The organism is Citrobacter sp. wls711 (genome assembly GCF_005281055.1).
GTDB classification, from domain to species: domain Bacteria; phylum Pseudomonadota; class Gammaproteobacteria; order Enterobacterales; family Enterobacteriaceae; genus Citrobacter; species Citrobacter gillenii.
Map to the genome: position 1 here is coordinate 49,055 of NZ_SZXC01000068.1, position 12,209 is coordinate 61,263.

Below are 12,209 nucleotides of genomic sequence, written 5' to 3' on the forward strand. Positions count from 1 at the left end.
GGCCTGTTTTGCTTTCTGTGCCAGCCATCAATAAAACAGCACAATCGTGGCTATCATATTCACCACAAATCCTACCGCCATTGGGATCGCCGTGCGTTTAACCACCTCAAAAGGCGATACACCCGCAATACCGGAAGTTACTACAATGACCGCAGTAATGGGTGAAACCGCGCGGGCCAGGGTAGTGGCAAAGTGCATTGGCATAATCATTACCACCGCCGGAATATGCAGCCCTGCGGCGATGTCCGGGATCAGGCTGGCGAATGACATAAACGGCGCGTTACCGGAGCCCATGACAATGGCGCAGGCGGCGATGACCACCGCCATGATGATCATCACGCCGATACCGCCAAGCCCGGAATGTTCCGCCCCCCTAATCACCGCGTCGACAGTGCCGATGGTGGTTAAGCCTTTGGCAAAGATCTCACCGGCGACGACCAGCGTCACGACATTGGCGAACTGGGTGCCCATGCCATCAAAAAACGCCTGCACATCATCCATGGTTTCGCGCAGATTATGGGTGCGAAAGAATTCGACAAGCATGGTGACTGTCATGCTCATCAGCATCACCACCACCAGATTCAGCTCTGTTTTCATGAGTCCACTATGTGCAAGGAACAGCGAGCCTAGCATCAGGATCAGTGGCATCACCGGTAAAATGGCGTAATAGAGCGGCGGAACATCTTCCAGCGCCTTTTGTTCGGCAAAGCCGATGCTTTCTGCTACTGACTTGCGGTCAAACTGGCGCTGCACAAAAAAGTGCGCAATAGCAACGGCGATAATCACGCACGAAGCGACGGGTAACTGGTAGTGGAAGAAGTAGGTGGCGATTTTCATTCCCGCTACCTGAGCGGCAAAAATCGAGTTTGTTTCCAGAATACCCCATTCAATCGACATTGACGTGGCAATGACCGCCACTGCCGACAAACGGCTTACGCCAAGGCTGACCAGCGTCGGGAAGAGGGTGACCATCAGCAACATCCCTAACCCGGAGGCGCTGGTAATGAACTGCGCCATGATCTGACCGATCACATAGGTGGCGGCAAGCACGATATACGGTGAGCGGATAAGCTTTAGCGGACGGCTCAGCAGGCTCACCATCGCCCGACTGGCTCCCATCCTGTCCATATAGCGGGCATAGCCACCGACGGCCATAATCGACAGCCCCAGGCCTGCTGCGCGACTGGAGAGCATGCGCAGAATTTCGTTATAAATATCAACCAGCAGGTAGCCGCTGCTTTTTTCGGGTGCAACCAGCGCACCGTACCCCAGCCAGACGCCGCAGATCATTAGGAAGATCCCAGCAGCCGCAAGGACCACCTGGGGTTTGTAGTTTTTGAGGATCAGGTAACCCATCGTTAATAAAACGATGACAGAAAGTATGATGCCGAACATTTTTTCACTCCATGCAGGAAAGAAGATAAATCCGGTAATAGCGCTGTTATAAAAGCGGATGTTATATTTTTTTTACCGTTTTTTATGGAGTGAATATCGTATTTTTAAAATCGAGATTAAATTATTTTTCGTTTTAAAATAGTAGGTTATGATAATTTTTCACGATCATATTCGCAGATTTCATAAATTCGATGTCATACTCAGAAATTAAAATTCATCATATTGTTTTTGAGTGAAAATATATTTGTATTTCATATGTTATCAATAAGCGGGCTAACCCGATTGACCTCCATTTCACCCCGCTTTCGATCCTGTGTTACGATGAACCCGCTGTTATTTTTCACCAATGACTTAGCTGAATGGACCCTATGAACGCATTTGATTCGCAAGCTGAAGACTCTCCATCCACCATTGGCCGTAGTTTACGTAACCGCCCGCTGGCGCGTAAAAAACTGTCTGAAATGGTTGAAGAAGAACTGGAACAGATGATTCGTCGTCGGGAGTTTGGCGAGGGTGAACAGTTGCCGTCCGAGCGGGAGCTGATGGCCTTCTTTAACGTCGGTCGTCCCTCGGTGCGAGAAGCCCTGGCGGCGTTAAAACGTAAAGGCCTGGTGCAAATCAACAACGGCGAACGTGCCCGCGTTTCGCGTCCATCTGCGGACACCATCATTGGTGAACTGTCGGGGATGGCGAAAGATTTTCTCTCGCATCCCGGCGGCATTGCCCACTTTGAACAGTTGCGACTGTTCTTTGAGTCAAGCCTGGTGCGTTACGCCGCCGAGCATGCAACCGACGAGCAAATTGACAGGTTGGCGAAAGCGCTGGATATTAACAGCCAGTCGCTGGATGACAACGCGCTGTTCATTCGTTCGGACGTGGATTTTCACCGTGTGCTGGCGGAGATCCCTGGTAATCCTATCTTTATGGCGATCCATGTCGCGCTGCTGGACTGGCTGATCGCCGCACGTCCGACCGTCGCCGACCGCGAATTATACGAGAACAATAGCGTAAGTTATCAACAGCATATTGCTATTGTCGACGCCATTCGTCAGCACGATCCTGATGAAGCAGACCGCGCATTACAAGACCATCTCAACAGCGTTTCCGCTACCTGGCACGCTTTCGGTAAAAATAAAAAATTGAGGAAGTGATCGCGTCCTGATGATCGTTTAGTGAGGCAGATCGCACTATAAGCTTTCTGTATTGTATTGCTGCTTATTTGATCTGGTATAACAGGTATAAAGGTACGCAGTTAGACAACACTAATCATCGATAGAGGTCGTTATGGCAAGAAATTTAAAAGGCGTAATGCCAGCGTTGTTAACCCCATTCGACAACCAACAGCGACTGGACATTGAGAGCCTACGTCGTCTGGTGCGTTTCAACATTGGGCAGGGTGTTGATGGCCTGTACGTCGGTGGCTCAACGGGTGAAGCGTTTGTCCAGAACCGGGCTGAAAGAGAGCAGGTACTGGAGATCGTGGCGGAAGAAGCGAAGGGTAAAGTCACGCTTATCGCACATGTGGGCACGGTGAGCACCGAAGAGAGCCAGCAGTTGGCGAGCGCAGCCCATCGCTACGGCTTTGATGCTGTCTCTGCCGTCACACCGTTTTACTATCCGTTCAGTTTTGAAGAGCACTGCGATCACTACCGTGCAATTATTGATTCCTCTGATGGCTTGCCAATGGTGGTCTATAACATCCCGGCGCTGAGCGGCGTAAAACTGACGCTGGATCAGATCAACACGCTGGTCACGTTGCCGGGTGTTGGCGCGTTGAAGCAGACCTCTGGCGATCTCTATCAAATGGAGCAGATCCGTCGCGCCCATCCGGATCTGGTGCTGTACAACGGCTATGACGAAATTTTCGCGTCAGGCCTGCTGGCTGGGGCAGATGGTGGTATCGGCAGCACCTACAACATCATGGGCTGGCGCTATCAGGGAATCGTGAAAGCACTCAAAGAAGGCGATATCCAGACGGCACAAAAGCTGCAAACCGAGTGCAATAAGGTTATCGATTTACTGATTAAAGTCGGCGTGTTCCGTGGACTGAAAACGGTTCTGCACTATATGGACGTGGTTTCCGTCCCACTGTGCCGTAAGCCGTTTGCCCCTGTTGACGAAAAGTACCTGCCAGAACTGAAAGCGCTGGCTGACCAACTGCTGGCAGAAAAGGCGTAACAGCGGATTGCCGGGGGCTCTTTGCTTGCCCGGCCTACACAGGCAGACCGTAGGCCGGATGAGGCACAGTCGCCCACCAGTACAACAATGAAAATCGTCGGGAGAGTCACATGAGTACTTCTACCCAGAGCATTCCGTGGTACCGCCATCTCAACCGGGCACAATGGCGTGCGTTCTCTGCCGCCTGGCTGGGATATTTGCTGGATGGTTTTGATTTTGTCTTAATTGCCCTTGTGCTGACGGAAGTACAAGGTGAATTCGGGTTGACGACGGTGCAGGCTGCCAGCCTGATCTCGGCCGCCTTTATTTCTCGCTGGTTTGGCGGGCTGATGCTGGGGGCGATGGGCGATCGCTACGGGCGTCGCCTGGCGATGGTCACCAGCATTATTCTGTTCTCGCTAGGGACGCTGGCTTGCGGTTTTGCACCGGGCTACACCACCATGTTTATCGCCCGCCTGGTCATCGGCATGGGGATGGCAGGTGAGTACGGTTCAAGTGCGACCTATGTGATTGAAAGCTGGCCTAAACAGTTGCGCAATAAAGCCAGTGGTTTCCTGATTTCGGGCTTCTCCGTGGGGGCCGTGATCGCCGCTCAGGTCTACAGTCTGGTGGTACCGGTGTGGGGGTGGCGCGCGCTTTTTTTCATCGGCATTGTACCGATTATCTTCGCCCTCTGGCTGCGTAAAAATATTCCGGAAGCCGAGGACTGGAAGAAAAAACACGAAGGCAAAGCGCCGGTGCGCACGATGGTGGATACCCTCTATCGGGGTGAACATCGGGTCATTAATATTCTGATGACGCTCGCCGCCGCAACCGCGCTGTGGTTCTGTTTTGCCGGTAACCTGCAAAATGCGGCTATCGTGGCGATCCTCGGTCTGGTCTGCGCGTTTATCTTCATTAGCTTTATGGTGCAAAGCAGCGGTAAACGCTGGCCGACGGGTGTAATGCTGATGGTAGTGGTGCTGTTCGCCTTCCTCTACTCGTGGCCAATTCAGGCGCTGCTGCCGACCTACCTGAAAACTGAATTGATGTATGACCCGTCGACGGTCGCCAGGGTGCTGTTCTTCAGCGGCTTTGGGGCGGCGGTAGGCTGTTGTGTCGGTGGTTTTCTGGGTGATTGGCTGGGGACGCGCAAAGCCTATGTCTACAGCCTGCTGGCCTCACAGTTGCTGATTATTCCCGTGTTTGCGATTGGCGGTGCCAACGTCTGGGTACTGGGTCTGCTGCTGTTTTTCCAGCAAATGCTCGGGCAGGGGATCTCCGGGATCTTACCCAAACTGATCGGCGGTTATTTCGATACCGACCAACGTGCGGCGGGTCTGGGCTTTACCTACAACGTGGGTGCGCTGGGCGGGGCACTGGCGCCGATCATCGGTGCGCTGATTGCACAGCGTCTGGATCTGGGTACGGCGCTGGGATCGCTGTCGTTTAGCCTGACTTTCGTGGTGATCTTGCTGATTGGCCTTGATATGCCGTCCCGCGTGCAGCGCTGGCTGCGCCCGGAAGCGCTGCGTACCCATGATGCCATTGATGGTAAACCGTTTAGCGGAGCCGTGCCGTTTGGCAGCGATAAAAGCGCGCTGGTGAAATCAAAAAGTTAATCCGATTGCCCGGTCCTGCACCGCTATTTTGGTAAGGGGATAAGTATGTCGTTACTTGAGCTACTGACGCTGAAAAAGGTCGTGCTATGACAACGCTGGCGATTGATATTGGCGGCACCAAACTGGCCGCTGCACGGGTAGGCCGCGATTTACAGATCCGCGAACGCCGTGAACTGCCGACACCTGCCAGCAAAACGCCGGATGCCCTGCGGGCCGCGTTACAGACGCTCATTGAGCCGCTGCAGGCGCAAGCAGAGCGCGTTGCCATTGCCTCCACCGGTATTATCCACGAGGGCACACTACTGGCGATTAATCCGCTCAATCTTGGCGGGCTGATGCACTTCCCGCTGGTACAAACCTTAAGAGAGTTGACCGGCTTGCCGACCATGGCGGTCAATGATGCGCAGGCGGCGGCCTGGGCGGAATACCACGTAATGGCTGACGAGATAAGCGACATGGTATTTATCACCGTGTCGACCGGTGTGGGCGGCGGCGTGGTCAGCAACGGCAAGTTACTCACCGGGGCTGGTGGTCTGGCGGGGCATTTAGGGCATACGTTGGCAGATCCTAATGGACCCGTCTGCGGCTGCGGTCGTACCGGCTGCGTGGAAGCTATTGCATCTGGTCGCGGAATTGCCGCTGCTGCACAGGGCGACCTTGCTGGTTGCGATGCCAGAACGGTGTTTACGCGTGCGGTGCAAGGGCATAAACAGGCCGCGCGGTTGATTGCACATTCTGCACAGGTGCTGGCGCGACTGATTGCCGACGTCAAAGCGTCTACCGACTGCCAGTGCGTAGTTGTGGGTGGCAGCGTTGGGCTGGCTGAAGGATATCTGACGCAGGTCCGCACGCTGCTGGCGCAGGAACCCTCGGTGTATCACGTCCCACTGCGCACAGCGCATTACCGACATGACGCCGGGTTGCTGGGCGCAGCATTGTTAGCACAAGGAGAGTTATCATGATATTAGGCGAGTTACAGTCGCTATCCGCCGCGGGATTACCCCCTGTTCTGCTTGATGCGCTGACCCTTGCGCTGGCGGCAGACGTGCAGAATAACGCGCCGGGACATTATGTACTGAAAGGCGACGATCTGTTTATGAACGTGATGCAGTTCGCCACGCAACCGCCACAAGAAAAAAAGGCGGAGCTGCATGAATGCTATATTGATATCCAACTGCTGTTGGCAGGTGAAGAGCGTATTTTTTTCGGTTTGGCAGGTTCCGCACGTCAGTGCGAAGACGTGCATGTTGAAGAGGATTATCAACTGTGCAGCGAGATTGCTGATGAACAAGTTGTCACCCTGAAACCGGGGATGTTCGCGGTGTTTATGCCTGGCGAGCCACATAAACCGGGCTGCGTGGTGAGTGCACCTGGAGAAATTAAGAAGGTGGTGGTGAAGGTACGTGCCAGCTTGCTACACGCCTGACAGGAAATACTCCAATAGAAGAACTACTACAGTCCGTGTGTCTGCAGCAGTTCTCCAACAAACAACCTACCGCTTAAATATCACTGTTTCCGGCTGCGACAGATGTAGCGTTGTTTGGCTTGGTACGGTCTCGGCGATGACCCGCCCGTGGCGAATGGAATAACGGGCAGGTGTTTGGCGACGAACCGCGTCAAACCCATTTTCTGCCGGTAAAATTACCAGGTTAGCGGAATTTCCAACGCTCAGGCCGTAGTCTTGCAAGTGCAGGGTTTTTGCGCTGTGAGTGGTTATCAGGTTCAGCCCATCATTAATCTGCCCGTATCCCATCAGTTGGCACACGTGTAATCCCATATGCAGCACTTGCAGCATATTCGCGGTGCCCAGCGGATACCACGGATCAAAGACATCATCATGACCAAAGCAGACGTTGATCTCTGCCTCCAGCATCTCTTTGACGCGGGTGACACCGCGACGCTTGGGATAGGTGTCAAAACGTCCCTGCAGGTGAATGTTCACCAGAGGATTCGCAACAAAGTTAATACCTGACATTTTCAGCAGACGGAAAAGACGGGAAGCATACGCGCCGTTGTAGGAATGCATCGCTGTGGTATGGCTGGCAGTGACGCGCCCGCCCATTCCGTCGCGATGCGCCAGTGCTGCAACGGTTTCAACAAAGCGTGATTGTTCATCATCAATTTCGTCACAGTGCACATCGATAAGGCGGTCGTACTTCTGGGCCAGGGCGAAAATTTTATGCAGCGACTCCACGCCATATTCACGCGTAAATTCAAAGTGGGGAATCGCACCAATCACGTCGGCGCCCAGGCGCACCGCTTCCTCTAACAGCGCCTCACCGTTGGGGTAAGATAGAATCCCCTCTTGGGGGAATGCCACAATTTGCAGCTCCACCCACGGTGCGACCTCTTGCTTCACTTCCAGCATCGCTTTCAGTGCCGTTAGCGTGGGATCGGAAACGTCAACGTGCGTACGAACATACTGGATGCCGTTGGCCATCTGCCATTTCAGAGTCTGCATGGCACGCGTCTTCACGTCTTCGTGAGTCAGCATCGCTTTACGTTCAGCCCAGCGCTCAATACCTTCAAACAGCGTACCCGACTGATTCCAGTTTGGCTCGCCTGCCGTTTGCGTGGTGTCCAGATGGATATGCGGCTCGACGAATGGCGGGATGGCGAGTCCACCTTCAGCGTCCAGTACCTCACCTTGTGGTAAAGATGCGGCTTCCTGGGATTCAATACGGCTAAAACGCCCGTTTTCAATGGTAAGTTGCCATAACCCGTCGCGTCCCTGTAAACGAGTCTGACGAATGGTGAGGGTATTAGTCTGCATGGCTGACCTCCGTGGACTGAGCAAGACTGCGATTAAAAAGTGGATTCAGCAGGATATAGCTGACAACACCGCCGAGTACGGCGTTGACGGGCACAATACCGGGAATATAGTGGCCGGCGGCGATGCCCAGTGCAACGGACAGAATGGCTATCCAATTCACTGGCGTAAATTGTGTATTGTTGAAATCGGCGTATCGGCGGTGGTTTAACAGATAGTCGGCAATAATCACCCCGCCAATCGGAGGGATCGCGGCCGACAGAAATGTCAGCCAGCCGACAAAGTTATTGTACAGCCACAGCGCGCACAGCGTGCCAATAATACCGTTAACCACCGACAATGTGCGGCTGGAAAAACCGGTAATATTGGCAAAGCCCAGACCCGACGCATACAGCGCGTTGTCGTTGGTTGTCCAGATATTCAGGCCGAGAACGACAATCGCTGGCAGCAGGAGCCCCTGGGCAATCATCACGTCGGAGATGTCCGCCTGTCCTACAGCGGCAGCGCCAGCAGCACCGAAGATAAACATCAGGGAGTTGCCGAGGAAAAAAGCCACCATGGCAATCAGTACTGCAGCTTTGGCATTACGGCCAAAGCGAACGAAGTCGGCCGTCAAGGTACCTGCGCTGACAAACGATCCTACGACCAGCGCCAGCGCGGTTGAAAAATCCAGCGGCGTCTGTGGCACAATCGTTTTTAAATGATCTAAGCCGCCCACGTCGGATACTGCCAGCCAGACGGAGTAACTACCAAGAATAACGATAGCGGGTACGGCGATAATTGATAAAACCGTCAGCGCCGAAATGCCAAAAAAGATGGTCATGGTCATCAACAGGCCAGACACAGCAATCAGGATATTAACGTCGATTCCCGTCGCTTTGCTGACCGGGATAGCAAACATCGCCACGCCAACACCAAACCAGCCCACCTGCGTGCCGCCTAACAGCATTGAGGGAAGCCATGAACCTTTTACGCCAAATGAGTAACGCGCCAGGAGATGGGTAGAGAGTCCGGTTTTTACGCCGATGAAACCAAGAAAGGCAGTGTAAATACCGAGGAGAAGATTACCGAAGAGAACTGCCAGGAAGAAATCATTATAGGAAAGACCGGTACCGAGTGTGCCCCCGGTCCACATACTGGCGGAAAAAAACGTTAATCCCAACATTACAAATGTCAGTGGAACTACGCCTTTCCGCGCGGCCAGAGGGACGGGGCCCTGGCTATAATTGTTATCTTGCGACACAACGCCTCCATGAATTTTGCCCAAAAAATCCGCCGCATAATATACACTTTTCAGAAGAATGCAAACGTTTACGTACTGGCTTTTTAAGCTGGTTGGTTGCGAATTTATGCTATGTAGCAACTACGTATTTTTAGAAGAGAAGACGGATATCCGGAATCTCATCCATATGTGCGGACGAGATGCCAGAAAAGATGTGTTTACACTTCCAGGTAATTCAGGACCCCGTCAGCGGCTTTACGGCCTTCGGTAATTGCCGTCACTACCAGATCCGAACCGCGCACGATGTCGCCATTGGCTCAGTCGCTCCGTGAATGATCTCATTGAGACGCTAATCGAGTTTGTGAACGGGCAAGTTCATCCGCCAGTAATTTCTCGTCAGGCAACTGCATTTTGTATTCGCTGGTAAGCACTTTATGAGGTAAACCGGTTAGGGCATAGTGAGCTTCGCCAGCACCTTTTTCCGCGCACAGGATTAAGCCTACGGGCGGATTCTCTCCAGGCATTGTCCAGTGCTCTTGGGCGTAATTCAGGTACATATTCATTTGCCCTGCATCGGCGTAGCTGAATTTTCCTACCTTGAGGTCAACGATGAGCAGGCAGCGTAAGCGTCGGTGGAAGAACAGCAGATCGATGCGAAACCAACTATCGTCAATGCGTAAGCGACGCTGACGACCCACAAAGGAAAAATCATCACCGAGTTCCAGCATAAAATCCATCAGGTGGTTTATCAGCGCTTCTTCAAGGTCAGATTCAGAATATTCGTCCTTTAAATCTAGGAATTCAAGAATGAACGGGTCACCTATTGCTTGTTCTGGCGTAACGTCAGCGACGGTGGGGGCGACCTGCTATAACATGGCGGTTTTGTCGTGGGATAATAATGTTCTTTCGTAAAATTGGGTGGTGATTTGCCTGTCGAGTTGCCGTACTGACCAGCCGTTACGTAGCGTCTCTTTCTCGTAAAAGATGCGGGCATCAGGATTTTTAACCGATAGCAGGCGGACATAGGCTGACCAGGGAAGCGGGAAAATTTTGGCGAGTTGTGCCAGACGGGAAGATTCACCAGACACTGTCTGCTGAATTTCAATATTTTGAAAATAAAGATAAAACGCTCGTATTTGTCGCAAGTTTCCCGTGGAAAACCCACGTTTGTACCGCTGGTTTAAATCGACGGACAAACGTTCAATCAGTTGAGTACCGTAAGCCGCTCGCGCTTCACCGCCTTGTTCAAATTCGACAATTCGATGGCCAATCTCCCAATAGGTTGCCGTCATAATTGCGTTGATGCTGCGGACCGTTTCTGTCCTGGCGTTATCCAATAAATGGATTATTCCGTCATGGATTTGCTGATAATCCTCAGCATGGTGTGTCGAGGTGAGTGTATTCATGTCTTCCTTGGCGTGATAGTTGCGAAATGAAAATATATCGTTATCAATACGCTCGAGGTCTAATGCCGTCAATCCATGACGATTGCATTACATGGACTTGCATCAGCATTTGCGAGTCGCTTTCCAGGAATGACGTGAATGTGTGAGGCAGAAGAAAACAGGCCCCCATCCAGCAATGTGAATTTTGGCAGGGGGCCAGCAGAGAGGCTTTTTACACTTCCAGGTAATTCAGGATCCCGTCTGCGGCTTTACGGCCTTCGGCAATTGCCGTCACCACCAGATCCGAACCGCGCACGATGTCGCCACCGGCGAAGATTTTCGGGTTGCTGGTCTGGAACGCGTTGTCGCTGCGTTCCGGGGCGATAATGCGGCCCTGCGAATCCAGCTCGACGCTGTGCTTTGCCAGCCATTCCATGCTGTGCGGACGGAAACCGAATGCCATCACCACGGCATCGGCGGGTACCACGTGTTCAGAACCGGGCACGATCTCCGCACGGCGGCGGCCTTGTGCGTCCGGTGCACCCATTTCAGTATGCGCCATTTTCACACCGCACACTTTGCCGTTGGCGTTAATTTCCACGCCCAGCGGCTGCACGTTGAACTGGAACTCTACACCTTCTTCACGCGCGTTTTTTACTTCGCGTTTCGAGCCAGGCATGTTTTCTTCGTCGCGACGATAGGCGCAAATCACGTGTGAGGCGTTCTGACGAACGGAAGTACGTACGCAGTCCATCGCAGTATCACCGCCGCCCAGCACCACCACGCGTTTGCCTTCCATACTGATGTACGGCTCGTCGCTGCTTTCGCCAAAGCCCATCAACTGCTTGGTATTGGCAATCAGGAACGGCAGGGCATCGAATACGCCATCGGCATCTTCGTTTTCCAGCCCACCGCGCATCGACTGATAGGTTCCGACGCCGAGAAACACAGCGTCATAATCTTTCAGTAGATCGTCGAGCTGCACGTCACGACCCACTTCTACGTTGAGTTTGAACTCAATGCCCATACCGGTGAAGATTTCACGACGACGGGTCATTACCTCTTTTTCCAGCTTGAAGGCCGGAATACCGAAGGTCAGCAGGCCGCCAATCTCCGGATGACGGTCAAACACCACCGCCTTTACGCCGTTACGGGTGAGTACGTCGGCACAGGCCAGCCCTGCCGGACCGGCACCGATAATGGCGACGCGTTTATCGGTCTGGCGTACGCCGGTCATATCCGGGCGCCAGCCCATTTCAAACGCTTTATCGTTGATATAGCGCTCAATGTTGCCGATGGTTACCGCGCCGAACTCATCGTTCAGCGTGCAAGAACCCTCACACAGACGGTCCTGCGGACACACGCGACCGCAGACTTCCGGCAGCGTGTTGGTCTGGTGTGACAGCTCGGCTGCTTCAAAAATACGTCCTTCGTTAGCCAGCTTCAGCCAGTTCGGGATGTAGTTGTGCACCGGGCATTTCCACTCGCAGTACGGGTTGCCGCAGGACAGGCAGCGATCTGCCTGCGCCTTGGCCTGGCCTTCGGAAAACGGCTCGTAGATTTCGATAAACTCGATCTTGCGGATCTTCAGCGGTTTCTTCGGCGGATCAACGCGCTGCAGGTCGATAAATTGGTATACGTTCTGGCTCATTGCTGCT

General features: G+C 53.2%; 9 protein-coding genes and 2 pseudogenes. 5 read left to right on the top strand and 6 right to left on the bottom strand.

What is annotated here, in order from left to right; genetic code table 11:
- Positions 1 to 27: 27 nt before the first annotated feature.
- Positions 28 to 1,395: an anaerobic C4-dicarboxylate transporter DcuC gene (gene dcuC / locus FDW98_RS19170; protein ID WP_096755485.1), complete on the bottom strand. Its 1,368-nt coding sequence runs from the start codon at positions 1,393 to 1,395 to the stop codon at positions 28 to 30.
- A 359-nt stretch (positions 1,396 to 1,754) separates the two neighbouring features.
- Between dcuC and nanR the strand changes: the two genes are divergently transcribed.
- The 5 genes from nanR to nanQ all read left to right on the top strand — a co-directional run bounded on the left by nanR (position 1,755) and on the right by nanQ (position 6,600).
- Positions 1,755 to 2,546, top strand: a complete 792-nt coding sequence (gene nanR, locus FDW98_RS19175) for a transcriptional regulator NanR (RefSeq protein WP_096755486.1) — start codon at positions 1,755 to 1,757, stop codon at positions 2,544 to 2,546.
- A 133-nt stretch (positions 2,547 to 2,679) separates the two neighbouring features.
- The gene (gene nanA / locus FDW98_RS19180) at positions 2,680 to 3,573 is read left to right on the top strand and encodes an N-acetylneuraminate lyase (RefSeq protein WP_096755487.1); all 894 of its coding nucleotides are present in this window, start codon (positions 2,680 to 2,682) and stop codon (positions 3,571 to 3,573) included.
- A gap of 110 nt (positions 3,574 to 3,683) precedes the next feature.
- Positions 3,684 to 5,174 carry an MFS transporter gene (locus tag FDW98_RS19185; protein ID WP_096755488.1) on the top strand — a complete coding sequence of 497 codons (1,491 nt, stop codon included), beginning with the start codon at positions 3,684 to 3,686 and terminating at the stop codon, positions 5,172 to 5,174.
- An 86-nt stretch (positions 5,175 to 5,260) separates the two neighbouring features.
- A complete protein-coding gene (locus tag FDW98_RS19190) occupies positions 5,261 to 6,136 on the top strand; it encodes an N-acetylmannosamine kinase (protein WP_137398930.1) in 876 nt (291 codons plus the stop codon).
- The gene (nanQ, locus tag FDW98_RS19195) at positions 6,133 to 6,600 is read left to right on the top strand and encodes an N-acetylneuraminate anomerase (RefSeq protein ID WP_096755490.1); all 468 of its coding nucleotides are present in this window, start codon (positions 6,133 to 6,135) and stop codon (positions 6,598 to 6,600) included. Before FDW98_RS19190 ends, nanQ begins: the two co-directional genes overlap by 4 nt.
- A gap of 66 nt (positions 6,601 to 6,666) precedes the next feature.
- On the opposite strand, the gene FDW98_RS19200 is transcribed toward nanQ, so the two are convergent.
- From FDW98_RS19200 to FDW98_RS19220, 5 genes and pseudogenes are all read right to left on the bottom strand, one after another.
- Entirely contained in the window at positions 6,667 to 7,947 is a 1,281-nt protein-coding gene (locus tag FDW98_RS19200) for a cytosine deaminase (RefSeq protein WP_096755491.1), read from the bottom strand.
- Positions 7,937 to 9,187 carry a cytosine permease gene (gene codB / locus FDW98_RS19205; protein WP_096755492.1) on the bottom strand — a complete coding sequence of 417 codons (1,251 nt, stop codon included), beginning with the start codon at positions 9,185 to 9,187 and terminating at the stop codon, positions 7,937 to 7,939. The genes FDW98_RS19200 and codB overlap by 11 nt, the downstream gene beginning before the upstream one ends.
- Positions 9,188 to 9,384: 197 nt before the next feature.
- Positions 9,385 to 9,483 (bottom strand): annotated as a pseudogene (locus tag FDW98_RS23855) (glutamate synthase); the annotation flags it as partial.
- 21 nt (positions 9,484 to 9,504) lie between these two features.
- Positions 9,505 to 10,572 (bottom strand): annotated as a pseudogene (locus tag FDW98_RS19215) (YhcG family protein).
- A 211-nt stretch (positions 10,573 to 10,783) separates the two neighbouring features.
- Entirely contained in the window at positions 10,784 to 12,202 is a 1,419-nt protein-coding gene (locus FDW98_RS19220) for a glutamate synthase small subunit (RefSeq protein WP_096755493.1), read from the bottom strand.
- Positions 12,203 to 12,209: the final 7 nt, after the last annotated feature.